Origin of the sequence: Actinoplanes sp. NPDC049668 (assembly GCF_044465445.1) — a bacterium.
Taxonomy (GTDB): Bacteria; Actinomycetota; Actinomycetes; order Mycobacteriales; family Micromonosporaceae; genus Actinoplanes.
The window spans coordinates 334563-360167 of record NZ_JBITLR010000008.1 but is presented as its reverse complement, the minus strand read 5'-3'; the positions used below and the strand labels follow the sequence as shown (position 1 = coordinate 360167).

The 25605-nt window shown below is 71.2% G+C and carries 23 protein-coding genes and 1 other RNA gene; 18 read left to right on the top strand and 6 right to left on the bottom strand.

The genetic code is table 11. From position 1 onward, the window contains the following. The first annotated feature begins 6 nt into the window (after positions 1-6). The 6 genes from manA to hpf all read left to right on the top strand — a co-directional run bounded on the left by manA (position 7) and on the right by hpf (position 7857). The gene (gene manA, locus ACIBSW_RS32640; RefSeq protein WP_354729195.1) at positions 7-1194 is read left to right on the top strand and encodes a mannose-6-phosphate isomerase, class I; all 1188 of its coding nucleotides are present in this window, start codon (positions 7-9) and stop codon (positions 1192-1194) included. 720 nt (positions 1195-1914) lie between these two features. Then, a complete protein-coding gene (mtrA, locus tag ACIBSW_RS32635) occupies positions 1915-2604 on the top strand; it encodes an MtrAB system response regulator MtrA (protein WP_184997454.1) in 690 nt (229 codons plus the stop codon). 54 nt (positions 2605-2658) lie between these two features. Then, the gene (gene mtrB, locus ACIBSW_RS32630) at positions 2659-4347 is read left to right on the top strand and encodes an MtrAB system histidine kinase MtrB (protein WP_354729205.1); all 1689 of its coding nucleotides are present in this window, start codon (positions 2659-2661) and stop codon (positions 4345-4347) included. Continuing rightward, complete coding sequence (locus ACIBSW_RS32625) at positions 4344-6161, top strand: LpqB family beta-propeller domain-containing protein (protein ID WP_354729193.1); 1818 nt, start codon at positions 4344-4346, stop codon at positions 6159-6161. Before mtrB ends, ACIBSW_RS32625 begins: the two co-directional genes overlap by 4 nt. Before the next feature lie 9 nt (positions 6162-6170). Then, positions 6171-6995 (top strand): phosphoribosyltransferase family protein, encoded by an 825-nt coding sequence (locus tag ACIBSW_RS32620; RefSeq protein ID WP_354729191.1) that lies wholly within the window; start codon positions 6171-6173, stop codon positions 6993-6995. A 241-nt stretch (positions 6996-7236) separates the two neighbouring features. Next, complete coding sequence (hpf, locus tag ACIBSW_RS32615) at positions 7237-7857, top strand: ribosome hibernation-promoting factor, HPF/YfiA family (RefSeq protein ID WP_354729189.1); 621 nt, start codon at positions 7237-7239, stop codon at positions 7855-7857. Between the two features lie 42 nt (positions 7858-7899). Here hpf and ACIBSW_RS32610 read toward each other — a convergent pair whose 3' ends face one another. Continuing rightward, positions 7900-9033 carry a GNAT family N-acetyltransferase gene (locus tag ACIBSW_RS32610; RefSeq protein WP_354729187.1) on the bottom strand — a complete coding sequence of 378 codons (1134 nt, stop codon included), beginning with the start codon at positions 9031-9033 and terminating at the stop codon, positions 7900-7902. Then, the gene (locus ACIBSW_RS32605) at positions 9030-10169 is read right to left on the bottom strand and encodes a GNAT family N-acetyltransferase (RefSeq protein ID WP_354729185.1); all 1140 of its coding nucleotides are present in this window, start codon (positions 10167-10169) and stop codon (positions 9030-9032) included. The genes ACIBSW_RS32610 and ACIBSW_RS32605 overlap by 4 nt, the downstream gene beginning before the upstream one ends. A gap of 183 nt (positions 10170-10352) precedes the next feature. On the opposite strand from ACIBSW_RS32605, the gene secA reads away from it, so the two are divergent. Next, positions 10353-13241, top strand: a complete 2889-nt coding sequence (gene secA, locus ACIBSW_RS32600) for a preprotein translocase subunit SecA (RefSeq protein ID WP_354729183.1) — start codon at positions 10353-10355, stop codon at positions 13239-13241. A 63-nt stretch (positions 13242-13304) separates the two neighbouring features. Here secA and ACIBSW_RS32595 read toward each other — a convergent pair whose 3' ends face one another. The 3 genes from ACIBSW_RS32595 to ACIBSW_RS32585 all read right to left on the bottom strand — a co-directional run bounded on the left by ACIBSW_RS32595 (position 13305) and on the right by ACIBSW_RS32585 (position 14742). Beyond that, positions 13305-13889, bottom strand: a complete 585-nt coding sequence (locus tag ACIBSW_RS32595; protein ID WP_354719980.1) for an Rv3235 family protein — start codon at positions 13887-13889, stop codon at positions 13305-13307. A 107-nt stretch (positions 13890-13996) separates the two neighbouring features. Then, positions 13997-14209 carry a helix-turn-helix domain-containing protein gene (locus tag ACIBSW_RS32590; protein ID WP_354720156.1) on the bottom strand — a complete coding sequence of 71 codons (213 nt, stop codon included), beginning with the start codon at positions 14207-14209 and terminating at the stop codon, positions 13997-13999. A gap of 26 nt (positions 14210-14235) precedes the next feature. Then, positions 14236-14742 carry an Lrp/AsnC family transcriptional regulator gene (locus tag ACIBSW_RS32585; protein ID WP_354719982.1) on the bottom strand — a complete coding sequence of 169 codons (507 nt, stop codon included), beginning with the start codon at positions 14740-14742 and terminating at the stop codon, positions 14236-14238. 93 nt (positions 14743-14835) lie between these two features. Here ACIBSW_RS32585 and ACIBSW_RS32580 point away from each other — a divergent pair, with 93 nt between their 5' ends. Both ACIBSW_RS32580 and ACIBSW_RS32575 read left to right on the top strand, forming a co-directional pair. After that, positions 14836-15258: a rhodanese-like domain-containing protein gene (locus tag ACIBSW_RS32580; RefSeq protein WP_354719984.1), complete on the top strand. Its 423-nt coding sequence runs from the start codon at positions 14836-14838 to the stop codon at positions 15256-15258. A gap of 97 nt (positions 15259-15355) precedes the next feature. Beyond that, a complete protein-coding gene (locus ACIBSW_RS32575) occupies positions 15356-15859 on the top strand; it encodes a DUF6912 family protein (protein ID WP_404799533.1) in 504 nt (167 codons plus the stop codon). A gap of 6 nt (positions 15860-15865) precedes the next feature. Here the strand turns inward: ACIBSW_RS32575 and ACIBSW_RS32570 are convergent, their stop codons facing one another. After that, positions 15866-16918, bottom strand: a complete 1053-nt coding sequence (locus tag ACIBSW_RS32570) for a hypothetical protein (RefSeq protein WP_354719986.1) — start codon at positions 16916-16918, stop codon at positions 15866-15868. 126 nt (positions 16919-17044) lie between these two features. Here ACIBSW_RS32570 and pruA point away from each other — a divergent pair, with 126 nt between their 5' ends. The 9 genes from pruA to ssrA all read left to right on the top strand — a co-directional run bounded on the left by pruA (position 17045) and on the right by ssrA (position 25531). Beyond that, the gene (gene pruA, locus ACIBSW_RS32565; RefSeq protein ID WP_354719988.1) at positions 17045-18673 is read left to right on the top strand and encodes an L-glutamate gamma-semialdehyde dehydrogenase; all 1629 of its coding nucleotides are present in this window, start codon (positions 17045-17047) and stop codon (positions 18671-18673) included. Positions 18674-18951: 278 nt separating this feature from the next. Then, a complete protein-coding gene (locus ACIBSW_RS32560) occupies positions 18952-19467 on the top strand; it encodes a PadR family transcriptional regulator (protein ID WP_354719990.1) in 516 nt (171 codons plus the stop codon). Positions 19468-19533: 66 nt separating this feature from the next. Then, a complete protein-coding gene (gene prfB, locus ACIBSW_RS32555) occupies positions 19534-20646 on the top strand; it encodes a peptide chain release factor 2 (RefSeq protein WP_354719992.1) in 1113 nt (370 codons plus the stop codon). Positions 20647-20808: 162 nt separating this feature from the next. Further along, positions 20809-21489 (top strand): cell division ATP-binding protein FtsE, encoded by a 681-nt coding sequence (ftsE, locus tag ACIBSW_RS32550; RefSeq protein ID WP_184997442.1) that lies wholly within the window; start codon positions 20809-20811, stop codon positions 21487-21489. Positions 21490-21553: 64 nt separating this feature from the next. Next, positions 21554-22429 carry a permease-like cell division protein FtsX gene (ftsX, locus tag ACIBSW_RS32545; protein ID WP_354719994.1) on the top strand — a complete coding sequence of 292 codons (876 nt, stop codon included), beginning with the start codon at positions 21554-21556 and terminating at the stop codon, positions 22427-22429. 122 nt (positions 22430-22551) lie between these two features. Next, positions 22552-23814 (top strand): M23 family metallopeptidase, encoded by a 1263-nt coding sequence (locus tag ACIBSW_RS32540; protein WP_354719996.1) that lies wholly within the window; start codon positions 22552-22554, stop codon positions 23812-23814. Positions 23815-23871: 57 nt separating this feature from the next. Next, positions 23872-24348, top strand: a complete 477-nt coding sequence (smpB, locus tag ACIBSW_RS32535) for an SsrA-binding protein SmpB (RefSeq protein WP_354719998.1) — start codon at positions 23872-23874, stop codon at positions 24346-24348. 45 nt (positions 24349-24393) lie between these two features. Next, positions 24394-25098 (top strand): cellulose binding domain-containing protein, encoded by a 705-nt coding sequence (locus tag ACIBSW_RS32530; RefSeq protein WP_354719999.1) that lies wholly within the window; start codon positions 24394-24396, stop codon positions 25096-25098. A gap of 54 nt (positions 25099-25152) precedes the next feature. After that, positions 25153-25531, top strand: a transfer-messenger RNA (tmRNA) gene (ssrA, locus tag ACIBSW_RS32525). The last annotated feature ends 74 nt before the right edge of the window (positions 25532-25605 follow it).

Genomic DNA, 25605 nt, shown 5'->3' with positions numbered 1-25605 from the left:
CCGGCTGTGGCTGCTGTCTTCCCACTTCGCGGCGTCGTCCGCCCGTACGCCTGGGGCTCTCGTACGTCGATCGCCGAGCTGCAGGGCCGGCCGTCGCCGAGCGACACCCCCGAGGCGGAGCTGTGGCTGGGCGCGCACCCCGGCGACCCGTCGACGGTCACCGGCCCAGACGGCCCGATCAGCCTCGCCACGCTGATCGAGGAGGACCCGAAGGGTCAGCTCGGCGCGGAGGTCGTCGACGAGTTCGGCGCGCGCCTGCCGTACCTGATGAAGGTCCTGGCCGCGGCGGCCCCGCTGTCGCTGCAGGCGCACCCTGACGCGGAGTACGCGCGGCGGGCCTACGCGGCGCAGGAGGCGGACCCGGACGCGCCGCGCAACTACACGGACGCCCACCACAAGCCGGAGATGCTCGTCGCGCTCACGCCGTTCGACGCGCTCTGCGGCTTCCGCGCGCCGGACGTGTCGGCGGCGCTGCTCGCGGACCTGAACATCCCGCGCCTGGCGCCGGTGATCGCGGCGCTGCGGACCGGCCCGGCGGGCCTTCGTGACGCGGTCCGCGACCTGCTGACCTGGCCCGCGAGCGACCGCCCCGCCCTGATCGACGAGGTGGTCGCGGCGGCCCGGGCCGCGGTGCCCGCCACGCGCGGCCACGAGCTGGCGATCGACCTGGCCGGCCACTACCCGGGCGATCCCGGCGTGCTGGTGGCGCTCCTGCTCAACCACGTCCGGCTGGCGCCCGGCGAGGCGATCTGGATGCCGGCCGGCAACCTGCACGCATACCTGCACGGCACCGGCATCGAGATTATGGCCGCCAGCGACAACGTCCTGCGCGGCGGCCTGACCCCGAAACGGGTGGACGTGGAGGAGCTCCTGCGCGTCCTGCGCTTCGAGGTCCTCGACGACCCGATCCTCCCGGCGACGGAGGTGGCACCGGGCGTCACAACCTGGCAGGTCCCGGCCCGCGAGTTCGCCCTCTACCGGCTGACGCTCACGCCGACGACGCCGCCGCTACGCCTGCCGGGCACCGGCCCCCGCATCGTCCTCGGCACCCGGGGCGACGTCTTCGTGGCGGAAGCGGTCGACGGCACGCCGACCGAGGTCCTGCCGGGCACCGCGGCCTACGTCCCAGCCGAGACCGGCCCCGCCACGGTCGCCGGTGTAGGCGAGGTCTTCGTAGCCTGCCCCGCCCCCTAACCAACCACCCCGCCGCCTAGTCCAGACGCCGCCCGCCCTGCCGCCCGGCCGCCCGCCCTGCCGCCCTGCCGCCCGGCCGCCCTGCCGCCCTGCCGCCCGGTCTGCCGTCCGCCCTGCCGCCCGGCCTGCCGCCCGGCCTGCGGACCCGGGGTGCCCGCTTCGCCGCCGGCTTCCCTGCGATCTCTCCGCCTGGCGCGCGCGTTGTCGACGACGAAGGGGTACGAAATAGGAAATTTCCGGATTTGCTTGACAGGGTTGTGTGCGGAGTGTGAATCTATAAACACGCAGCGTCATTGGTGATCGGGGGGTCCCACGGGCGCGCGCGGTACCAAACCGGGGGGATGAACGGGGCGACGGATCTTTGATCCGCCGCCCCGTTCGCTGTGTGGACGATCTCCGCCCGGCGGCCGGTCCCGGTGGCGCGACGCCGCGCTCACCGGCCCGATGTGCCGGTCGACCCGATCCTGCGTCTGTCGACACGCCGCCCGTACCTGATGGTGGTCCGATGTCCGACAAATCCCCGCCCATACCCGATAGTGGCCCGATGTCCGCTCGACCCGCCTCGGACCGCCAACCGCGACATCCACTCTGAGCGCCCCCCTTTGGCCTGGCTTTTTGGGGGTTGGGGGGCAATGATCAGCAGCGCTACCGCCGGCTGATCGTCAGTTGATCGCCGGGCGGTCACACGGGCCGAAAGGGGACAGTGCAATATTGGATCGCATGAGAGCCCGGGTACTCGTCGTCGATGACGACCCAGCGCTGGCCGAGATGCTCGGCATCGTCCTGCGCAGCGAAGGTTTCCTGCCGTCCTTCGTCGCCGACGGCGAGCGCGCCCTCGCCGCGTTCCGGGAGAACCGGCCCGACATCGTCCTGCTGGATCTGATGCTGCCCGGCATGAGCGGCATCGACGTGGCCCGGGCCATCCGGACCGAGTCGGGCATCCCGATCGTCATGCTGACGGCCAAGAGCGACACCGTCGACGTGGTGCTCGGGCTGGAGTCCGGCGCCGACGACTACGTGGTCAAGCCGTTCAAGCCTAAGGAGCTGGTCGCGCGGATGCGTGCCCGGCTGCGCCGGGGCGAGGACGCCGCGCCCGAGCTGCTCACCATCGGGCCGCCCGGCAACCAGATCACCATCGACGTGCCCGCGCACACGGTCGCGCGCGACGGCGAGGAGGTGAAGCTGACGCCGCTCGAGTTCGACCTGCTGGTCGCGCTCGCCCGCAAGCCGCGCCAGGTCTTCACCCGTGAGGTGCTGCTCGAGCAGGTCTGGGGCTACCGGCACGCGGCGGACACCCGGCTGGTGAACGTGCACGTCCAGCGGCTGCGCGCGAAGATCGAACCGGACCCGGAGCGGCCCGAGATCATCCTCACGGTGCGCGGGGTCGGCTACAAGGCGGGAACCGGATAGCGGCCCGGAGGGGCTAACCTTGCCCCCGATATGCATGCTCCCGCCTGGCTCCCGATGCCCGTCCGCCGCACCCTGCGCCTGGTGCGGCGGGAGTGGCGCATCGGCGTGCGCCGGGGCCGGCGGGTCGCCGCGCCCGCGCGCCGGGCCTGGCGCCGCTCGCTGCACCTGCGGGTCGTCACCCTGACGCTGGTCGCGTCGAGCCTGCTGGTGGGCGCGTTCGGGTGGTTCATCGCGAACCGGAGCACGCAGATCCTGCTGGATCGCGCCGAGGACGAGGTGCACGCCCAGATGCTGGGCAAGGTGGAGTACGCGTACCAGCAGCTCACGGTGCACCGGCAGGTGTTCGACCGGACGCTGCCGGCGACGATCATCGACACGGTGAACCGGCTCGCCGACGGCGACTCGGCGGAGAGCGGCGGGGCGATCGTCTCGCTGCGCGCCGACAACTTCCCCGAGCTCAAGCCGGTCACCTCGGTGAAGGTGGACACCACCTCCCTGATCACCCCGGACATGGTGCGCGCCGTCGCCGACGGCCAGGTCGCACAGCAGATCCGGACCGCGACGATCGGCGGCGTGCGGACCAAGTACCTGGTCTACGGGTCGCCGGTGCCGACCAGTTTCGGCCACGTCGAGCTCTACTACCTGGTCCCGCTCACCACCGAGGACCAGGCGGCCAACGAGATCCGGACCACCGTGCTGGTCACCGGCATGACCCTGGTCATCCTGCTCGGGGTGGTCGCGGGCCTGGTCACCCGAATGGTGGTCACCCCGGTGCGGGTCGCCGCGCGCACCGCGCAGCGGCTCTCGGCCGGCCTGCTCGACCAGCGCATGAAGGTCGACGGCGAGGACGACCTGGCCCTGCTGGCGGCCTCGTTCAACCAGATGGCGGCCAACCTGCAGCGCCAGATCGTGCGCCTGGAGGAGATGTCCCGGCTGCAGCGGCGCTTCACCTCCGACGTGTCGCACGAGCTGCGCACCCCGCTGACCACCGTGCGGATGGCGGCCGACCTGCTCTTCTCCGAGCGTGAGGACTTCGACCCGGCGGTGGCGCGCAGCGCCGAGCTGCTGCAGGCCGAGCTGGACCGCTTCGAGAGCCTGCTGACCGACCTGCTGGAGATCAGCCGCTTCGACGCGGGCTTCGCCGCGCTCGACGCCGAATACACCGACCTGGTGCCGATCGTCGAGCGGGTCGCGGAGCGCCTGACCGGGCTCGGCGAGCGGGTCGGGGTGACCATCGACCTGCGGCTGCCGGGGACGCCGGTGATCGCCGAGGTCGACCCGCGCCGCATCGAGCGGGTGCTGCGCAACCTGGTCGGCAACGCCGTCGAGCACGGCGAGGGCCGGCCGGTCGAGGTCACCCTGGCGACGGACGAGGCCGCCGTCGCGGTCACCGTCCGGGATCACGGCGTCGGGCTCAAGCCCGGTGAGGAGCGGTTGGTGTTCAACCGGTTCTGGCGTGCCGACCCGTCCCGGGCCCGGCAGACCGGCGGCACCGGGCTGGGCCTGTCGATCGCGGTCGAGGACGCCCGGCTGCACGGCGGCTGGCTGGAGGCGTGGGGCGAGCCGGGCGGCGGCGCGCAGTTCCGGCTGACCGTGCCGGTGCGCTCCGGCGACCGCCTGGTCGCGGCGCCGCTGCCGCTGATTCCCCGCGACCGCGCCGTCGACGCGCAGCCCGTGGCGCTCGAGGCGGCGCCCGCGCCGGACGACGACGTCGCCGGCGAGCCCGCGGGGGTGGCCCGATGAGGGCCCGCCTGCGCGCCCTGCTGGCCGCGCCGCTGCTGGCCGCGCTCCTGCTCGGCGGCTGCGGCATCCCCGACGGCACGGACGTGCGGCGCATCGGCCCGGGCCCGTCGACCGGGACGTCCGCCGGCGACGACGTCGCGCCGACCCGGCACGGCCGGGAGAGCACCCTGGAGCCGAAGACCTTCGTCCAGTACTACCTCGAGGCCGCCGCGGGGGATCCGAGCGGGGCGATGGAGCGGGTCAAGGAGTTCCTGTCGCCGTCGGCCGCCGCCAAGCTCAGGGCGCCGCTGCCGGACATCCGGGTGGTGCACCTGGTCGAGGACCCGCTGGTCAACCCCGGCAGCGACGCGGTGACCCTGCGCGCGCAGACCATCGGCGTGCTGGGTCACAACGGCACCCTCGACCCGAGCTCGGACGTCCGGAAGATCGAATACAAGCTCACCGTCGGATACATCAGCGGCAAGAACGGGCTGTTCGTGACGAACGCGCCCCCGGTGCTGCTGATCAGCGACAGCGCGCTCAACGCCTTCTACGACCGCCGCAACCTCTACTTCTGGAATCTCGAGCAGACCGGCCTCGTGCCCGACGTGCGGTACCTGTCCAAGGACCTGCCGTCGGAGCAGGCGCCCAACGAGATCCTCAAGTGGCTGATCGAGGGCCCGTCGCAGCTGCTCGAGGACACCGTCGTGGAGCTGCCGGAGGGCACCGCGCTGGACGGCAACGTGCCCGCGGTGAGCGACGACACGCTGCAGATCAACCTCAGCGGCCAGGCGGTGCAGCCCCCCGACGATCCGGACGCGCTGGACCGGCTCCGGCGCCAGCTCATGTGGTCGCTGCGGCCCAACCTGCCCCGCACGCTCAAGCTACGGGTCGGCAGCCAGGAGCAGCACAGCTACGACGGCAACGAGTACCTCACCAGCAACCTGGCGTACGCGCTGGTGTCGCGGCCGGAGCGCTTCCTGATCTACAACGGCCAGGTGCGCCGGATGTCGCGCTTCGCGAACCCCACCGACCCGGTGCCGGTGTTGCGCCCGGAGGCCAACCGCAACGTCCGGGCCGCGGCCCTGGCCGCCTCGGGCGACCGCCGGTTCGCCGCGCTCGTGGTCGACGCCGGCGAGCGGCAGGAGCTGCGCGTCGCCGCGGCGCCGGCCGGCGAGCAGGCCGAGCTGGCCCGGGTGCGCCTGCCCGGCGGCAGCCCCGGCCAGCCGGTCTGGGCGATCACCTCGGACGACCCGCACATCCCCGCGGTCGGACTGATCACCGTCGGCGGGCGGCTGTACAGCTTCGCCTCCGACGGCTCGCCGGTCGCCGCGGTGGCCGTGCCGGGCGCGTCCTCGGGCATCACCGCGGTCGCGGTCGCGCCGGACGGCCGCCGGATCGCGCTGGCGGCCGGCGGCCGGGTCTTCATCGCCGCGCTGGCGACCAACGGCGACGGCGTGCAGGTACGCCAGTCGCGGCACATCCTCACGTCGCCGCTGCGCCAGGTGACCGCGCTCGACTGGAGCAGCGAGACCTGGCTGACCGTCGCCGGCGCCCGGGCGGACCGCAACCGGGTGGCGATCTTCGAGGTGACGATCGACGGCACCCAGGTCTCGGCCCGGCTCGACGACATCGGCACCGCGAACGTCAGCTACCTGGCGGCCTACCCGGTCGGCCCGACGGCGAGCAAGGACAGTTCGGACAACGTGGCCTACGTGGCCAACGGCGCCGCCTTCGACGTGCAGTACGGGCCGGTCCGGATCGTCGTGGGTGATCTCGCCGAGCCGAATCCGCCGTCCGGCGTGGCGCCCACCGCGCCGTTCTTCCTGCGCTGAGCGTGCCGCGTGGTCCGGTCGTGGTCGTCCGGTCTCGGCGCCGACCTGGCCGACCTGATCCTGCCGGGTTCCTGCGCCGGCTGCGGCGCCGAGCGGGTGCCGCTGCGCGCCGGGGTGTGCGCCGGCTGCGTCGCCGCGCTGGAGGCCCTGACGCCCTTTCCGACGGCCCCGGTGCCCCCGCCGCGCGGTATGCCCGCCTGCACGGCCGTCGGCGCGTACGAGGGCGCGCTGCGGGGCGTGCTGCTGGCGTACAAGGAGCGGGGCCGGCACCGGCTCGCCGGGCCGCTGGGCGCGCTGCTCGCCGTCGCGGTCGCCCGGGCCGCGCCGCGGGGCGTGCCGGTGTGGCTGGTGCCGGTGCCGTCGACCGCGAGCGCGGCGCGCGAGCGGCACGGCGATCACATGGCGCGGCTCGCCACACAGGCCGTGCGACGCCTGCGCGCGGCGGGCTGGGAGGCTGGTGTCGGCCGGCCGCTGCGCGCGTTGCCACGGCCGGACTCCGCGTCACTGCATGTAGCGGCCCGGGCCGCCGCGGCTGAGAGTTCCCTGCGAATCAAGGGTACTCGGATCCGCGTTTTGCGACGCCGACCGACGATGAGAGGCACCCTGATAGTGGTTGACGACATCGTCACCACCGGGGCCACGCTGGCAGCGGTAACAAGTCGTCTCCGGGAGGCGGACATGCAGGTCACGGGTGCTGCGGTGCTCGCTGCGACCAGGCTGCGCGGCGGCCGGGCGCCGACCGGGGTACCGGCCGCCGACGGGGCACCGCCAGGGCCGAAAGTCCCCGCGTCCGTTCCCCGAACGAGGGGTGACGAGCGGGCGTCGGCAGGTTAGCGTCTAGTGACGAGGGTAAGCGTCCGCACTTGCCCGCCACCGGCGCGAAGCCCGCGGTCCCTGCAAAGGGTCCGGCCCGCCGCACCGGAAAGGAGCGTCCCCGTCCGCCGATGAGGCCTGATGCGTGGCTCGCTCCGCGATCCGGGCATCGCCGAAGTCAGCACACCACCTCGCAGTACGGCGCCCCCGACACCCCGTCGTCCGGGCGCCCGCAAGATCGAAACGTTGGGGGAGGTCACGAGTGGACATTGTCGTCAAGGGCCGCAACGTAGAGGTTCCTGATCACTATCGGGAACATGTCGCCGACAAGCTGGCAAAGGTCGAACGCTACGACCAGAAGCTGATCAGAGTCGACGTGGAGCTCTTCCACGAACGCAATCCCCGGCAGTCCGACAACTGTCAGCGCGTGGAGATCACCGTGGTGACCCGCGGACCGGTGATCCGCGCGGAGGCCACCGCCAAGGACTTCTATGCGGCACTGGATGTCGCGATCAACAAGCTTGACGGGCGCCTGCGGCGCGCGGCCGACCGCCGCCGAGTGCACCGCGGACGGCACGCGCCGGTATCCGTCGCCGCCGCCACCGCCGGGCTACCCACCGACCTGCCGAGCCTGGCGCAGGCCAACGGGGACTCGCACGCGGCGACCGACCTGATGGAACACGACGACAGCCAGCCCTGGCGCATCGTGCGGGAGAAGGAACACTCCGCCGACCCGATGACCGTCGACGACGCCCTCTTCCAGATGGAGCTCGTCGGTCACGATTTCTACCTGTTCCATGACAAGGAGAGTGGTCGGCCCAGCGTCGTCTACCGGCGTCGCGGGTATGACTACGGCATTCTCAGCCTGGAGAGCACCGGATAGCTGGGAAGAGGCCCCCTGGCTGGCGTGCGGCCATCCCGCGCGTCAGCCGTCGAGGCGCGAACCCTCCGTCAGCAGGTCCTCCGCGACCAGCGCGAACTGCACGTCGTCGTTGCGCCGGCCATCGTTGCCCGGCAGCCGCGACCGCAGGTATGCCTCGCGCTTGAACCCGGCCTTCTCAAGCACCCGCTGCGAGCCCAGATTCGTGGGCAGCGCGCCGGCGATCAGCCGCGCGATGCCCGTCTCGGCGAACGCCCACAACGAGACGAGCTGGGCCGCCCGGGTGGGGTAACCGCGCCCGCGCCAGGCCGGCATCATGCTGTAGCCGATCATCGCCTGGCCGGTGCTCGGCTCCTGGTAGTACAGGCCTATGTCGCCGGTGGGCGTGCCCGTCGCGGCGTCGACGATGACCAGGTCGGCGCGCTCTCCGGCCAGCCAGTGCGATTGCGCGCAGGCGCAGCGCCGGAGGATCTTGTCGCGGCTGGGCGCCACCGGCGGCACGGTGGTCGCCACGACGTCCGCCAGGCCGTGCAGCTCGGCGATGAAGTCCACGTCGCCGGGGACCAGTGGCCGCAGCGTCACCACGCCGTCGGTCAGCTCGCCGCCGGGCAGGTCCGGCAGCGCCCGCTCGGCGGGCCCGGGCTCGTCGCCGGCCAGCCGCGCATAGGCGAGCAGGTCGTCCCGGCCGCCGTCGCGGTTGGGCAGCACGCCGCGGCGCACGCCCTCACACGCGAAGCCGTTGGCGAGCGCGACCCGCTGGCTGAGCGGGTTCTCCCGGTGGGTGAGCAGCTCGATGCGCTCCATGCCGGTGTGGAACGCGTGCTCGGTCAGCGCCCGGACGGCCGCGGTCGCCACGCCGCGCCCGCGCGCCCACGGGCCGACCCAGTAGCCGAGCTCGGCCTGGCCCCGGTTCGGTACCACCTTGTCCAGGCCGATGCCGCCGAGCAGGCGGTCGGTGGCCGGGTCGGCGATCGCGTAGAGCCCGCCGCCAAAGGCGAACATGCCGGGCGCGACGTCGCTGACGTAGGACTCGGCCTGCGCGCGGGTGAACGGCACCGGCAGCGGCGGCAGGAAGCGCTGCACCGCCGGGTCGGCGTAGCCGGCCAGCAGGTCGTCGACGTCGCGTCGCGCGAAGCCGCGCAGGCGCACCCCCTGGCCTGGGATGGTGGGAACGATCATGCCGACTCACCCTTCAACAGCGAACCGACCCAGCAGTCCCGCCGTACTCCGTTGATCTCCAGAGCCTGCCTCAGCATGCCCTCCATCGTGAAGCCTGCCTTCTCCGCGGCCCTTCTCGAGGCAACGTTGCCCACCTCGGCGCGCCACTGGATCCGGGACAGCCCCAGCGCCTCGAAGCCCCAGGCGCAGACGGCCCGGGTCGCGGCGGTCGCGTAGCCGCGCCCGCGCGCCCACGGCGAGATCAGGTAACCGACCTCGGCCACCGCCGGATCGCCGGGAAGGATGTGCAGGTCGACCGAGCCCGCGTACGCGCCGGCCTCGTCCGCTATCGCGAAGACCGCCTCGGTGCCCCGGGCCCACCGGTACGGCACGGTGCGGCCGACGTGCCGGCCGGCCTCCGTCTCCGTGTACGGCTGCGGCACACCGCCCCACCGGACGACCTCGGGGTCGCTGCGGGTCGCGACGATTCGGGACACGTCGCGCTGTTCCGGCGGCCGCAGGGTGAGCGCACCCGCCGGCAGCGTCGGGTGCGCCCCGCCGAACGTGCGCGCCGCCCGGCGTACGGGATCGGGGACGTCCGTGCCCGCGGCGGTGAGGTCGCCGGGCAGCAGGGCCGCCAGCCACCGCTCCCGGCCGGCCCCGCCGTCGGCGGGCTCCTCGCCGATCATCCGGAAGCCGAGCCGGAGCGCGGTCAGCCGGGAGGCGTGGTTGCCGATCGTGGCCCGCCAGTCGACGCGGGCCAGGCCGAGCCCGTCGCCGAAGGCCCAACCCAGCAGCGCCCGGGCGGCGCGCTCGGTGACCCGGTTGCCCCGGGCCCAGGGCGCGGACCAGTAGCCGAGCGCGGCCGTGCCGGCGTCGCGGTCGACCGCGTTCAGGGCGACGCTGCCGGCCAGAGCGTGCTCCCCGCCGGCCGCCGGGTCGAAGATCCCGAGGTGCAGGGCGGTGCCCGCGGCGAGCAGCCGCGGCGCGAGGCCACCGACGAAGGCCTCGGCGTGCGCCGCCTCGTACGGCCAGGGCAGCCCGGAGACCCGGCGGTGCAGTTCGCGGTCCTGACAGGCCCGGTGCACCGCCCGGGCGTCGTCCGGCCGCCAGGGCCGCAGTAGCAGTTCGCCGGCGCGGATCTGGACCGTCTCCACGCGGCCATCCTGCCCGACACGCCCCAGGCCGCCAAAAGGTTGCAGCGCTCCCGCGGATGCGCTCTCAGCGAACTTCTTACCCCTTTTAGACCATTTTGCGAGTTTGGCAGGAGGCTCGGGTCACGGTCGCCCAGAGAAGACGCCTACGATGGTTCGGCAGACCGTCTAGGGGAGCGTTGACCCGTGTCGATTTTGGAAAAATTCCTACGCGCCGGCGAAGGCCGCATGGTGCGACGGCTCAAGGCGATCGCTAACGCGGTCAACTCGATCGAGGACGAGTACACCGACCTCAGCGATGACGAGCTGCGGGACTGTACCCAGCAGTTCAAGGATCGCTACGCCGACGGCGAGTCGCTCGACTCGTTGCTGGTCGAGGCGTTCGCGGTGGCCCGCGAGGGCGCCCGCCGAGTGCTCGGCCAGCGGGCGTACGACGTCCAGCTGATGGGCGGTGCCGCCCTGCACTTCGGCAACATCCCCGAGATGAAGACCGGTGAGGGCAAGACCCTGACCGGCGTGTTCCCCGCCTACCTCAACGCGCTCAGCGGCGACGGCGTGCACATCATCACGGTCAACGACTACCTCGCGCAGCGCGACGCCGAGTGGGTCGGCCGGGTGCACGTCTTCCTCGGCCTGAGCGTCGGCGTGATCCTGCCGAACCGGCCGGCCGCCGAGCACCGCGCCGCCTACGAGTGCGACATCACGTACGGCACCAACAACGAGTTCGGCTTCGACTACCTGCGCGACAACATGGCGTGGGCGGCGAGCGAGCTGGTGCAGCGCGGCCACAACTTCGCCATCGTCGACGAGGTCGACTCGATCCTCATCGACGAGGCGCGTACCCCGCTGATCATCTCCGGCCCGGGCGAGCACTCCGCCCGCTGGTACGGCGAGTTCGCCGCCCTGGTCGGCCGCCTGCAGAAGGGCACCGACGGCGAGGGCGACTACGAGGTCGATCACGCTAAGCGCACCGTCGCGATCACCGAGCGTGGCGTCGCCCGGGTCGAGGACCGGCTCGGCATCGACAACCTCTACGAGTCGGTGAACACGCCGCTGGTGGGCTACCTGAACAACGCCATCAAGGCCAAGGAGCTCTACCGCAAGGACAAGGACTACATCGTCGACGAGAACGGCGAGGTCCTGATCGTCGACGAGTTCACCGGCCGCATCCTGCACGGCCGGCGCTACAACGAGGGCATGCACCAGGCCATCGAGGCGAAGGAGGGCGTGGAGGTCAAGCAGGAGAACCAGACCCTGGCGACCGTCACGCTGCAGAACTACTTCCGGCTCTACAACAAGCTCGGCGGCATGACCGGTACGGCGCAGACCGAGGCCGGCGAGTTCAACCAGGTCTACAAGGTCGGCGTCGTCTCCATCCCGACCCACCGCCCGATGATCCGCATCGACCACCCGGACGTCATCTACAAGACCGAGAAGGCCAAGTTCAACGCGGTCATCGAGGACATCGCCGAGCGGCACGCGACCGGCCAGCCGGTCCTGGTCGGCACGGTCTCGGTGGAGAACTCCGAGATCCTCTCGACGCTGCTGCGCAAGCGCGGCATCCCGCACAGCGTGCTGAACGCGAAGTTCCACGCGCAGGAGGCGACGATCATCGCCCAGGCGGGCCGCAAGGGCGGGGTCACGGTCGCCACCAACATGGCGGGCCGCGGCACCGACATCCTGCTCGGCGGCAACCCCGAGTTCCTCGCGGCGAGCGAGCTGCGCCAGCGCGGCATCGACCCGGTCGAGGACCCGGAGGAGTACGCGAAGGTGCTCGAGGAGATCCTTCCGACCTGGAAGGAGGCCTGCGAGGCCGAGGCCGCCGAGGTGATCACGGCCGGCGGGCTCTACGTGCTCGGCACCGAGCGGCACGACTCCCGGCGCATCGACAACCAGCTGCGCGGCCGTTCCGGCCGGCAGGGCGACCCGGGCGAGTCCCGGTTCTACCTGTCGCTGCAGGACGACCTGATGAAGCGGTTCCGGGCCGGCGCGGTCGAGGCGGTCATGGAGCGCTTCAACATCCCCGAGGACGTGCCCATCGAGTCGAAGATGGTCACCCGGCAGATCCGCAGCGCGCAGACCCAGATCGAGGGCCAGAACGCGGAGATCCGCAAGAACGTCCTCAAGTACGACGAGGTGATGAACAAGCAGCGCATGGTCATCTACGCCGAGCGCAAGCGCGTGCTCGACGGCGAGGACATGCACGACCAGGCCGAGCACATGATCAACGACGTGGTCGCGGACTACGTCAGGGCGGCCACCTCCGAGGGTTACGCGGAGGACTGGGACCTGGACCAGCTCTGGGTCGGCCTCAAGCGCCTCTACCCGGTCGGCGTCACCATCGACGAGCTCGTCGAGGAGTCCGGCGGGGAGCGCGGCACCCTCGACCAGGAGTTCGTGATCGAGGAGCTGAAGAAGGACGCCCTGGCGGCCTACGCGGCCCGCGAGGAGGAGCTGGGCGAGGAGGCGGTCCGCGAGCTCGAGCGGCAGGTGCTGCTCGCGGTGATCGACCGCAAGTGGCGCGAGCACCTCTACGAGATGGACTACCTGCAGGAAGGCATCAGCCTGCGGGCGTACGCCCAGCGCGACCCGGTGGTCGAGTACCAGCGCGAGGGCTTCGACATGTTCAACCAGATGATGGAGGGCATCAAGGAGGAGGCCGTCGGCTTCCTCTTCAACCTCGAGGTGCAGGTCGAGGAGACGCCCACCGTCACGGTCGACCCGACGCAGGCGGTTCCGCTGCCGGGCTCGCAGTCGGCCGACGAGTCCCGCGTCGAGGTGAAGGCCAAGGGCCTCGGTGGCCCCCGCCGGCCGCAGGGCCTGCAGTACACGGCCCCGACGATCGACGGCGCGGCCGGTGCCGGCGCACCGCAGATCCAGGAGCAGCAGGCTCCGGCCCTCGGCCTCGGCGGGTCACCCGTCGTGCCGGCCGGGCCCGCGCACACCGGCGCGCACCGCGCCCGGCCGTCCTCCGGCCAGGCCGAGGCGAGCAACGGCCCGTCCCGGAACGCGCCCTGCTACTGCGGCTCCGGCAAGAAGTACAAGCGCTGCCACGGCGCTCCCGGCGCGGTCTGATCCGTACCGCTTTCCCGGCCCGCAGGCGCTCCGCCTGCGGGCCGGTTCCGTTCCGGGGGCCGCTCAGATCAGCCGGAGTGCGGTCGCCACCCAGGAGGCCTCGTGCAGCTCCAGGCGCAGCGCCATGGCCCAGACCCGGTCGGCGATCATCAGGACCACGGCCGCCTCGACGGCGCCCGCGCGGGGCTCGCACAGCCGCAGCCTGAGCACCGCCACCGGGGCCGGGCGGCGGGGGCGCGCACCGCCGGACGAGGAGGCCAGCCTGACCCCGGCCACTCGCTGCGCGCCCGAGAGGCCCTCCGCCACCACCGTGGCGGCCTCGCGCGCCTGCGCGAACCGGCGCAGGTGCGCCGGCGGGCGGTAGCCGTTGAACACTTCGACGCAGAGCTTGACGAATCGACGGACCGCCAGCTTGGCGTCGGCCGAGACGCCGGAAACGACGGTGCGGATCACGGGCGGCGGTGACTCGGCGGCGGTGGCCGGGCGGGTGTCGCCCGCGATCAGGCGGGCCCAGTCAAGGGCCAGCTGGTCCGGCGACGGCAGGCTCGCCGGGTCCCGTTCGTCGTCGAAGGGCGGCTCGCGGCGGGGCGCCGGGCGGAGTCTTATCGCCGGTCTGGGACCTTGCCTCGTCACCTCGATCGTCGACATGCGCCCGCCAATCCTTGCGTTTGCCTTCGTTTGCCTTCGATAGCGAGTGTGGCCGAGCGGGTCGAGGCGCGTCAATGCCAGGTGCGAGGCTGTGGACAGCGGTCCGTTCAGTCGAGGTCGCGGTCGGTGAGCGGATTGCGCTCGACCCAGGCGGCGGTTTCGGCGTATTTCTGCTCGATGTACTGTTCGAACCGGGCGCGCTCCACCCGCCACTGCCCGCGCCCGCCGACCTTGATCGCGGGCAGCTCGCCGCTGCGGACCATGTGGTAGACCTGCGAGTCCGAGACGTTCAGTTCGGCCGCTACGTCGGACAGCAGCATGAACCTGGACTCCACGCCTGATCTCCCTAATCCTCCGGTGACAGTAGTTTGCCACCGTTTGCCTGCGGTGGCTGTCCTGGTTCCCCCGCCGAGAGCGCGCGACCGGGCAGCGGGCTCGAGTAGACGACGCTGGTCGTCACCGCGCCGAGGCCCGAGATGCGGCCGGTGACCTCCTCGAGGTGGCGCATCGAGCGGGTCAGCACCTTCAGCACGAAGCAGTCCTCGCCGGTCACGTGGTGGGCCTCGATGATCTCCGGCGTGGTCTCCAGGAGGGCGTGGAACGGCCGGTAGTTGCCGGTCGGGTAGCGCAGCCGGACGAACGCCATCACCTGCAGCCCGACGCGCTCCGGGTCCACCGCGGCGCGATAGCCGGCGATGACGCCGGCCTCCTCGAGGCGCCGGACCCGCTCGGCCACCGCGCTGGGTGACATCGCGACGACCCGGGCGAGGTCGGCGTACGAGGCCCGGCCGTCGCGCTGGAGCTCCGCGAGCAGGCGCCAGTCCGTCCAATCGAGCGTGGGATCCACGGGCATGGCGGCAAACTACCGTTGATTCGAGCGCGGGAGCAATCAAACGCAGTGCTCGGGCGGTGCCCCGGGCGTCTCGCCGCCAATACCGTTCTGGACATGAAGATGACCCCCGAGCGGGCCGCCGAGCTCTTCGCCGAGCGGCTCGCCACGCAGACCGACGTATCCGACGTGCAGGCCGCGATGGCCACCCCGGCGCCCGGCTTCGTGCTCGTCGACACCCGGTCGGCCGCCGCCTGGGCGCAGGGCCACCTACCCGGCGCGGTGCATCTGCCGGGCGCCGACATCGCCGAGCGGGCCGCCGAGGTGCTCGACCCGGCGGTGCCGGTGGTGACCTACTGCTGGGGGCCCGGATGCAACGGGGCGACCAAGGCCGCGCTCGCGCTCTCGCTGCGGGGCTACCAGGTCCGGGAGATGATCGGCGGCGCCGAGTACTGGATCCGCGAGGGATTCCCGCTGCGGACGCCGGCCGGGGACGTGGCCCGCGACGCCGACCCACTGGTGATCGCCTGCGGATGCTGAAAAACACCGAAAGGGGCACGACCCGGGAAACGTGCCTCCGGTAGCCTCCCCGGCGGTGTATTACGGGGGACGGGCGACCGCAGGGGGAATTTTGCCGATCACCGATCTGGTCCGGGTCTACGTGCCGGCCACCGTGCCGATGCTGGCCGACATGCGGGTTTCCGGGCAGCTCGGCGCGGGTCCGGCGGTGGCGCACGCGGTCACCCCCGCGCTGCGCGAGTGGTACGCGGAGGGCGACGAGGAGGAGCTGGAGTACGTGGCGTTCACCCGCGCCGCCCAGGCCGCCCTGCAGCTGCTGCGGCACGACCCCGCCGCGCCGCGCCGCCGGGTCGTCGTCTCGGCCGACGTCGCCTCGACCGCGCTGGTGCGCGAGGACGTCGAGCTGGGCTCCAGCACGGTCCGGCTGCCGCAGGCGATCTCGCTGAAGGAGGTCGCGTCGATCCACGTCGACGGGGTCGCCGCCGCGGAGGAGGTCGGCGCGGCCGCCGAGGTCGTCGAGGAGGCCCTGGCCGGCGATCCCGACGCCCAGTTCACCGTCGACGGCGCCGAGGACCACGAGCTCGAGTGGTACGCCGTGAGCGAGCTCGACGAGCTGCTCTAAATCCGCTCAGTCGTCCTTGCCCGACGGCACCTTCTGCGGCTCCTCGGCGCGAGCCTCCCGCTCGATCTCGTCGGGGTCGGCCACCGCCTCGGTCTCCGGCTCGTTCTTCGCCTCGGTCTCCGGCTCCGCCTCGGCGGCCGGCGCGGCGCCCATGGTCCGGCCCACCGCGATGATCGCCGTGAACGCGCCGACGAACGTGACGATCAGGGCGCTGTTGAGACGCGCGGTGCTCAGCATCTGCTGGACGGTCAGCTCCAGCTCGCTGACCTTGCCGGCCAGCTCGAGAACGCGGGAGCCGGCCGTGCGGGTCAGCACCTCGCCGACCATCAGCAGCAGGCCGGGCCCCGCGCCGGCGAGGGCGTACAGCGGCCAGCCGACGTCGTCGCCGGTGCGGGCGCGGGCCCGGCGCAGCACGCGGTAGGCCACGACGGCGCCCGCCAGGCCGCCGAGGACGGACTGGAGCAGGCTGAACCAGCCGGCCGCGCCGGCCTGTGACTCGGCGGTGTCGCCGGCACCGAGCGCCGGCAGCAGCGAGTCCTGCAGGAAGCTGAGCACGACGCCCACCAGGAAGACGGCCACCGCGCCCCAGCACGCCGCCGTGACCACCCGGGTGTGGCGCAGTCCGGCCAGCGCGCCGCCGATCGTCGCCGCGGCCGCCACGGTGCCGCCGACCACCGCGTACAGCCAGCCCTCGGTGTTGATCGTGATGATCGAGAGCGCGCCGAGCGCGCCGATGCACAGCCCGGTGCCGGTCGCGATGGCGAACCGGACGGTGACGCCGAGGGCGCGGCCCGGGCGGGTCAGCAGGGCGAGGACGGCGAGCGCGACGGCCGCGCCCGCGACCAGGCTCGCGGAGACCGCACCCGGCATCGCGTACGCGGTGGAGGTGACCTCCATCTCGGCGTCCGCGCGGCCGGTGATGGTGGCCCGGGCGGACCACAGCATCCCGGCCATCCAGAGGGCGCCGACGCCCGCCAGGAGCAGGCCGTTCGAGGGCGCCCGTTCCGGGCCCCCGTGGGCGCTTGCGGCCGCCTTGACCTCGCTGTCCGCCTCATTCATGGGCCTCAGGGTACGCGGCCCGCGGTGCGCTCCGAGGCCCCGGCCAGGCCGTTGGCTGCGTGCGAGGATGGAGCACGACACACGATGTCACCACAAGCGAGAACCCACGAGGTCGAGGAGTACGTGATGGACGCCCAGCTTGCCGTGCCGGAGCCGAGAAACGAGCCGGTTCGCAGTTATGCACCCGGTAGCCCCGAACGGGATTCGCTGCGGGCGCGGCTGGACGCGCTGGCCGGTGAGCGGCTGGACCTGACCATGACCATCGGCGGCGAGCGGCGGATGGGCGGCGGCGACCGGATCGACGTCGTGCAGCCGCACAAGCACAGCCACGTGCTCGGTGTGGCCGGCAACGCCACCCACGCGGACGCGACCGCGGCCGTGGCGGCCGCCAAGCGCGCGGCGCCGGGCTGGCGCGCCCTGCCGTTCAGCGAGCGCGCCGCGGTCTTCCTGCGCGCCGCCGAGCTCCTCGCCGGCGGCTGGCGCGACACCCTCAACGCCGCGACGATCCTGGGTCAGTCCAAGTCCGTGCAGCAGGCCGAGATCGACGCGGCCTGCGAGCTGATCGACTTCCTGCGCTTCAACGCCGCGTTCGGCCAGCAGATCCTGGGCGAGCAGCCGCAGTCGTCGCCCGGCGTCTGGAACCGCTTCGACCACCGCCCGCTCGAGGGCTTCGTCTACGCGATCACCCCGTTCAACTTCACCGCGATCGCGGGCAACCTGCCGGCGGCGCCCGCGCTGATGGGCAACACGGTGGTCTGGAAGCCGTCGCCGACCCAGCAGTTCGCGGCGCACTTCACCATGCGGCTCTTCGAGGCGGCCGGCCTGCCGCCGGGCGTGATCAACATGGTCACCGGCGACGGGCTCGCCGTCTCCGACGTCGTGCTGGCCGACCCGGACCTGGCCGGCATCCACTTCACCGGCTCGACGGCCACCTTCCGGCACCTGTGGCGCGAGGTGGGGTCGAACATCGACCGCTACAGGACGTACCCGCGGCTGGTCGGCGAGACCGGCGGCAAGGACTTCGTCTTCGCGCACGCCAGCGCCGACGCCGACATGCTGCACACCGCGCTGATCCGCGGCGCTTACGAGTACCAGGGCCAGAAGTGCTCCGCCGCCTCGCGGGCCTACGTGCCCCGCTCCATCTGGGAGGGCGGCCTGCGCGACCGGCTCGCGGCCTCCGTCGCGTCCATCCGGTACGGCGATGTCACCGACCTGTCCACCTTCGGCGGTGCGGTCATCGACGGCCGGGCGTTCGCCAAGCACGCCGCGGCTCTCGACCGGGTCAAGAACAGCTCCTCCTGCACCGTCCTGGCGGGCGGCACGGCCGACGACAGCGAGGGCTACTTCGTCGCGCCCACGCTGGTGGAGTCGTCGGACCCGGCGCACGAGCTGTTCACCACGGAGTACTTCGGCCCGATCCTGGGCGTGCACGTCTACGACGACGGCGGCTTCGAGGCCGCGGTGGCGCAGGCCGAGTCCGTTTCCCCGTACGCGCTGACGGGCTCCATCTTCGCCACCGACCGCACCGTGGTCGACTGGGCCGCCGGTGCCCTGCGCAACGCGGCGGGCAACTTCTACATCAACGACAAGCCGACCGGTGCGGTCGTCGGGCAGCAGCCCTTCGGCGGCGCCCGGGGCAGCGGCACCAACGACAAGGCCGGATCGGTGCTGAACCTGCACCGGTGGGTCTCGCCGCGGACGATCAAGGAAACCTTCGAGGCTCCGACCGAGTGGCGTTATCCCCATATGGGTTGATTATTGCGTTTTGGGGGCCGCTGCGTGTTCTTCACGTGGCGGTCCACCGCGCAGGGGCCCAAAATATGTCTACTTTGTGGTCGTTACCGCCCTGCAGCGCCGTCTGACCGTTTTCGTGAACCATTGTACCGCGCGAGACTCCCGCACACCGAGAAAACGCCCGGTCCCGACCCTCGTGGTCGGACTGTCTGTGCGGGACAGTCGCTTGTGGAGACGCAAATTGGACGGATCGGGCGAAATCCTGGACGCCGCGACGACAAAGTGGCAGCTTAGAAGGCATGCCCGACTCTCAAATCAATCCCACGGCTGCCGCCCTGCTGGGCCTGCTCCACGAGGGCCCGATGACCGGTGGACAGCTCATGGCGGCTGCCGAACGCCGCCTCGGGCCGTACTGGTCGATGACGCGGAGCCAGGTCTACCGCGAACTGCCGGTGCTCGCCGAGATGGGCTTCGTCCGCCTCGGCAAGCCAGGACCACGGTCCAGTCAGCCCTATGCGATCACCGCCGCCGGCAAGCGTGCATTCAGCCGGTGGCTAGCCGAGGCCCCGGGCCGCGACGCGATCCGGAATCCGGTCGCCCTGCGGGTCGCCTTCGGCCAGCAGCACTCCGGCAACCAGCTCAAGACGCTCTACACGGGCGCCAACGAGTATCACTCCGAGGCTCTCGCGATGGCGCGGGAGCAGGCCAAGGAGGCCAAGAAGGCGGGCGACGCCTATGGCGCGGCCGCCCTCGAGTTCGCGGTCGCGTACCACAAGGCGGCCCTGAGCTGGCTCAAGGTTGCCCCTGGCGAGTAACGACGGATTCACGAACTACCGGCCGCCCGGCCGGTTGACCGGCCGGGCGGCGTATTCTCGACAGTCGTGAGTGCAGCCGACTTTCCTGAACAGCTCAAAGCCCTCGACGCCACCCTGCGCAACATCGAGAACGTCCTCGATGTGGACAAGCTGCGCCGTGACCGGGTGGAGCTCGAGGAGCAGGCCTCCGCCCCCGACCTGTGGGACGACCAGGCGCGTGCCCAGGAGGTCAACTCCCGGCTCTCGTACCTGACCGGGGAGATCTCCCGGATGGAGCGCCTGCGGCAGCGCATCGACGACGCGGAGCTGCTGCTCGAGATGGCGCAGGAGGCGGGCGACGAGGACTCGGTCGCCGAGGTCGGCCAGGAGCTCGTCTCGCTGACCAAGGCCGTCGAGGAGATGGAGGTCCGCACCCTGCTGTCCGGCGAGTACGACTCCCGCGAGGCCGTCGTGGCCATCCGCGCGGGCGCCGGTGGCGTCGACGCCGCCGACTTCGCCGAGATGCTGATGCGGATGTACCTGCGCTGGGCCGAGCGCCACGGCTACCCGACGGAGGTCTACGAGACCTCCTACGCCGAGGAGGCGGGCCTCAAGTCGGCCACCTTCGCCGTCAAGGTTCCGTACGCGTACGGGACGCTCAGCGTGGAGTCGGGCACCCACCGGCTGGTCCGGATCAGCCCGTTCGACAACCAGGGCCGCCGGCAGACCAGTTTCGCCGGCGTCGAGGTGATGCCGGTGGTCGAGCAGACCGACCACATCGACATTCCGGACAATGAGCTGCGGACCGACGTCTACCGTTCGTCCGGGCCTGGTGGACAGAGCGTTAACACCACCGACTCCGCCGTGCGCCTCACGCACATTCCGACTGGCATCGTCGTGACATGTCAGAACGAGAAATCGCAGCTTCAGAACAAGGCCTCCGCGATGCGGGTGCTCCAGGCGCGACTGCTCGAGCGCAAGCGCCAGGAGGAGGAGGCGAAGATGGCCGGCCTCAAGCAGGACACCACCGGATCGTGGGGCGACCAGATGCGCAGCTACGTCCTCCACCCGTACCAGATGGTCAAGGATCTGCGCACTGAGCAGGAGACGGGCAATCCTTCGTCGGTCTTCGACGGCGAGCTGGACGAGTTCATCGAGGCCGGCATCCGGTGGCGCAAGCAGGCGCAGATCAAGGGGTGATCATGGGGGTGCGGCGCCTGAACGAACGGTCAGGCGGCGCCCGCCGGGACGGTGGACCGGGCTGCCCGCATGGCGGAGTTCCGCCATGTCGACACCATCCGCACGAAAATCCAGTGACCGCCGGGGTTGGAGTTTTCGTTACACCGCGTAGACTCTCGACCCGTGATTCAGCTCGAGAACGTGACGAAGACGTATCCGAAGGCGTCTCGGCCGTCGTTGGACGATGTCAGCGTCGGTATCGAGAAGGGTGAGTTCGTCTTCTTCATCGGCCCCTCCGGTTCCGGCAAGTCGACGATCATCAAGCTCCTGCTGCACGAGGTGGCACCCTCGCGCGGCCGGGTCGTGGTGAACGCGAAGGATGTCACCACGATGCGGTCGTGGAAGATCCCGCACTTCCGCCGCTCTATCGGCTGTGTGTTCCAGGACTTCCGCCTGCTGCCCAACCGCACCGCGTACGAGAACGTGGCGTTCGCCCTTGAGGTGATCGGCAAGACCAAGGCCGTCGCCCGCCGGGTGGTGCCCGAGGTTCTCGAACTGGTCGGCCTGGGCGGCAAGGAGCACCGCTACCCGCACGAGCTGTCGGGCGGTGAGCAGCAGCGTGTCGCCGTGGCCCGGGCGTTCGTGAACCGGCCGCTGATCCTGCTGGCCGACGAGCCCACCGGTAACCTCGACCCCGACACCTCCATCGAGATCATGCGACTGCTGGACCGGATCAACCGGACCGGCACGACGGTCGTGATGGTCACCCACGACTCCAACATCGTCAACCAGATGCGCCGCCGGGTCATCGAGATCGAGAGCGGACGTATCGTTCGCGACCAGGCCCGCGGCGTCTACGGCTGACAAGCCGGGCACCGACACCCATTGCTTCTTGATGTAAGCCGCGGAGTCCCGGAAGGAACCCCCGATGCGTTTCAAGTACGTCCTCAACGAGGTGCTGGTCGGTCTGTGGCGCAACGTCACGATGACCATCGCGATGATCATCACCATGTCGGTGTCGCTGACAATGCTCGGCGCCAGCGTGTTGATGTACATGCAGGTCGACCAGATGAAGACCTACTACTACGGTGAGATCGAGGTGTCGATCTTCCTGCGTGAGGATGTCACCGACGCGCAGCGTCAAGCGATCGACCAGGCGATCAGCGGCGACCCGCTGGTGCTCAACAAGTCCTACGAGACGCGGGAACAGGCGTTCGAGAAGTTCAAGGTGCTCTGGCGCGACTCGCCCGACTTCGTGAAGTCGGTCGGCCCGGACAGCCTGCCGGAGTCGTTCCGGGTCAAGCTGAAGGACCCGGAGCAGTACCAGGCGTTCTCGGAGCAGATCAAGGGCCTACCGGGCATCCAGGACATCGTCGACCAGCGTGAACTGCTGGACAAGGTCTTCAAGATCTTCAACGCGATCCAGGTGATGGCCCTGGTGGTGGCCGCCTTCATGGCGCTGGCGGCGCTGTTGCTGGTCGGTAACACCATCCAGGTCGCGGCGTACAGCAAGCGGCGCGAGGTCGCGGTCATGAAGCTCGTCGGCGCCTCGAACTGGTTCATCCAGGCACCGTTCGTGCTCGAGGCGGTGGTGGCCGGCCTGATCGGCGCGGTCCTGGGCTTCGTGTTCATCTTCGTCGGCAAGGTCGTGCTGCTGGACGGCCGGCTGCAGGCGCTGACGAACGTGCTCACCCCGATCCCGAACGGCAACGTGTGGCTGATGCTGCCGCTGCTGGCCGCGGTCGGTGCCGGCGTCAGCGCGATCACCGCTTGGATCACCCTGCGGTTCTACATCAAGGTCTGAGGCCTCTCATACCCTGATCGCCGCGCATCCCTTTCGGGTGATGCGCGGCGATTATGGTTTTCCGGCGTTTAACGGCGTGATCTAGCGGATTGTCACTAATAGTCGGAGTACGGTGACTCTTCGTGGAGTCCTCCCGTCGTCGACATCGCCGCCTCACCGCCGCCCTGGCCGCCTGTCTGAGCGTGCTCTGCGCCGCCGGACTCGCACTCGCCGCGCCCGGCGCGGCGGCCGCCGACCCGAAGGACGACGCCAGACGCGCCGCGCGTGCCGTGAACCGGGCGGAGGCGATCCTCGAGACCGCCACCGTCACCGCCCGCAGCGCCGCACGGCGCCTGGAGGCCGTGACCGCCGCCCTGCCGTCGGCCCGGAACAAGGTCGCCGTCTCCCGCGGCCTGGTCGTCGCCGCCTCGGTGGAGGCCGGCACCGCCCGCCGCCGGGCCGACATCGCCCGCGCCACCTACGGCCGCGCCGCCGGCCGCTTCGAACAGGCGCAGAAGCGGCTCGACGTGGCGCACGACCGGGTCGGCGCGATCGCCACCGCGTCGTACAAGGGCGGCAACTTCGCCACCCTCAACGTCCTCATCGGCGCCCGCGGCCCGCAGGACGCCATGGACCGCCTCGGCATGGTCGACCAGGTCATGCGCAAGCAGCAGGAGAGCGTCGACCAGTTCCTCGTGGCGCGCCGGGAGGCCCGTACCGAACAGGACCGGGCCGGGCTCGCCAAGCGGGCCGCCGAGGAGGCCGAGCGCAAGGCCGCGGAGCGGCTGAACGCCGCCAGGACCGCCCAGGTCGCCGCCCAGCAGGCCCGCGCCGCCATCATCCGGCTGGCGCAGAGTCGCCGCGCGGCGCTGACCACCGCCCGCTCGCAGCGCAACGCCGTGCTCGCCCGGTACGAGGCCGCCCAGGCCGAGGAGGCCCGCATCCAGGACGCGCTCCGGGTCTGGGACAGGAAGACCGGGCACGGCGAGTACCTCGGCGGCAAGCTGCTGATGCCCGTGCACGGCTGGAAATCCAGCGACTTCGGCTCCCGCTTCGACCCGTACTACCGGGTCTGGCAACTGCACGCGGGCACGGACTTCGCCGCCGGGGGCGGCACCCCGATCCACGCGGCGGCGAGCGGCCGGGTCGTGCAGGCGGGCTGGAACGGCGGGTACGGCAACTACACGTGCATCAACCACGGCCGGCGGCAAGGCCGGGGCTTCTCCACCTGCTACGGCCACCAGTCCAAGATCCTCGTCCACGTCGGCGAGTTCGTCCGCCGCGGCGAGGTGATCGGCCGGGTCGGCACCACCGGCGCCTCGACGGGCTTCCACCTGCACTTCGAGACGCGCTTCGGCGGCACGCCCAAGAACCCGCTGAACTATTTACCCGGATGCCTCTGCTGAGGGTCCGCGGGTAGCATTCGGCCGGACCTTTCTCTTCACACTCTGCAGGGGGCACCGATGCCGCGCGAACAGGGGCGCAAGGTCGTGGCCTCGAACCGCAAGGCACGGCACGACTACGCCATCCTCGACACCGTCGAGGCCGGCATGGTGCTGACCGGCACCGAGGTCAAGTCGCTGCGCGCCGGCCGGTCGTCGCTGGTCGACGCGTTCGGCCACGAGAACAACGGCGAGATCTTCCTGCACGGGATGCACATCCCGGAGTACACGCAGGGCACCTGGACCAACCACGAGCCCCGGCGGGTACGCAAGCTGCTCCTCAAGCGCGCCGAGATCCACAAGCTGCTGGGCAAGCTCCGCGAGGACGGCCTCACCCTGGTCCCGCTCTCGGTCTACTTCAACAACGGGTACGCGAAGGTCGAGCTCGGCCTGGCCAAGGGCAAGAAGTCGTACGACAAGCGCCAGGACCTCGCCACCCGCGACGCCCAGAAAGAGATCAATAAGGCGATGGGCCGCCGTAGCAAAGGCATGAACTGACGGGTAATGTCGCCGCGGCCACCCGTCGCGCGAAGGGACCGCAGTTTGTCCGCCAAGCACTCCACGCCCTATCCCCTGCGGCGGTACGGCTTCATCGGCGGGGCGTCGACGCTCCTCGTGGTCATGGTCGCCTGGGTCGCCGTACGGGCGGTCGGGCCGACCCAGGACGAGCAGCTCGGTACGCCGCTGATGGTGCAGCCCACCATCGCCGTCGCCGAGACCGACAACGGCCCCACGGTGATCCCCTGGGGCTCCCCGGCGCCCTCAGGGTCCCAGTCCGCGGCACCGACCCTGTCCGTGGCGCAGAGCGCCTCCCCGACGCCGTCGAAGTCCTCGGCCGCGCCGACGACGACCGCGCCGAGGACGGCCACGCCGAAGCCGAACACGCCGAAGCCGACCGAGAAGGCGACGACCAAGCCGGCACCCCCGCCGCCCGCGTCGTTCACCGCCCGGTACTCGGTGGGCGCCAGCTGGGACCGCGGCTTCGTGGCCATGGTGCGGGTGACCAACACCGGCACAACAGCCCGAAACTGGACAGTGACCATTAGTTACGAATCGCGCGCCGAGGTCCGGATCACCAACGCCTGGAACGCCCAGCTCGACCGCCAGGGCGACACCAGCGTGCTCACCGGCGGCCCGCTGGCCCCGGGTGCCTCCTTCAGCTTCGGCTTCGAGGCATCCAAGCAGGTCAGGAACAGGATCCAGCCCACCGGCTGCACCGTCGACGGCACGCCGTGCCGCCTCGACTGATACCGGAGTGAACCGTCGGCCCGGACGCGTTAGAGTTGTGCGGGTACATGACTGGGGGGTGACTGGTTTCGACTTCGTACGTGGAGACAGGGGAAGCGAGCCGAGGAAGCCGACGTCGTCTCGAGAATCGGTCGTCGGAAAACAATAAGCGCCAAGCAGAACAGCGCTGACTCTTACGCTCTCGCCGCCTGAGGCGAGTAGCGGAGTCTGTCGGTCTGGGAGTACCTCCGGCCCAGTAACCGGCATCAGCTAGGAGGTTGGCCAACCGGACCCGGTCGCGGGGTCCGTACGGCGAGATTAATCAGCGACTGGGCCCGTCACGGCAACTTGCTCACGTGATCGCCGGGGCCGAGTAGAGGCATAGTGAGCTGCGCTCGGAGAAGCCCTGACAAAGCAACGAAGGACCCGGGTTCGATTCCCGGCACCTCCACGAGAGAGGGCTTACTTGAACCCGCGACGGCGGGGGAGGGTTCGCTCGAAGCGGCGGCACCACCCACCAGGGTGGCG

Excerpts from the sequence above, each read along its gene's own strand:
- mtrA (WP_184997454.1), top strand. The coding sequence starts at position 1,915 with ATGAGAGCCCGGGTACTCGTCGTCGATGACGACCCAGCGCTGGCCGAG.
- mtrB (WP_354729205.1), top strand. The coding sequence starts at position 2,659 with ATGCCCGTCCGCCGCACCCTGCGCCTGGTGCGGCGGGAGTGGCGCATC.
- ACIBSW_RS32625 (WP_354729193.1), top strand. The coding sequence starts at position 4,344 with ATGAGGGCCCGCCTGCGCGCCCTGCTGGCCGCGCCGCTGCTGGCCGCG.
- ACIBSW_RS32610 (WP_354729187.1), bottom strand. The coding sequence starts at position 9,033 with ATGATCGTTCCCACCATCCCAGGCCAGGGGGTGCGCCTGCGCGGCTTC.
- ACIBSW_RS32595 (WP_354719980.1), bottom strand. The coding sequence starts at position 13,889 with ATGTCGACGATCGAGGTGACGAGGCAAGGTCCCAGACCGGCGATAAGA.
- ACIBSW_RS32590 (WP_354720156.1), bottom strand. The coding sequence starts at position 14,209 with ATGCTGCTGTCCGACGTAGCGGCCGAACTGAACGTCTCGGACTCGCAG.
- ACIBSW_RS32585 (WP_354719982.1), bottom strand. The coding sequence starts at position 14,742 with ATGCCCGTGGATCCCACGCTCGATTGGACGGACTGGCGCCTGCTCGCG.
- ACIBSW_RS32580 (WP_354719984.1), top strand. The coding sequence starts at position 14,836 with ATGAAGATGACCCCCGAGCGGGCCGCCGAGCTCTTCGCCGAGCGGCTC.
- ACIBSW_RS32570 (WP_354719986.1), bottom strand. The coding sequence starts at position 16,918 with ATGAATGAGGCGGACAGCGAGGTCAAGGCGGCCGCAAGCGCCCACGGG.
- pruA (WP_354719988.1), top strand. The coding sequence starts at position 17,045 with ATGGACGCCCAGCTTGCCGTGCCGGAGCCGAGAAACGAGCCGGTTCGC.
- ACIBSW_RS32560 (WP_354719990.1), top strand. The coding sequence starts at position 18,952 with ATGCCCGACTCTCAAATCAATCCCACGGCTGCCGCCCTGCTGGGCCTG.
- ftsX (WP_354719994.1), top strand. The coding sequence starts at position 21,554 with ATGCGTTTCAAGTACGTCCTCAACGAGGTGCTGGTCGGTCTGTGGCGC.
- smpB (WP_354719998.1), top strand. The coding sequence starts at position 23,872 with ATGCCGCGCGAACAGGGGCGCAAGGTCGTGGCCTCGAACCGCAAGGCA.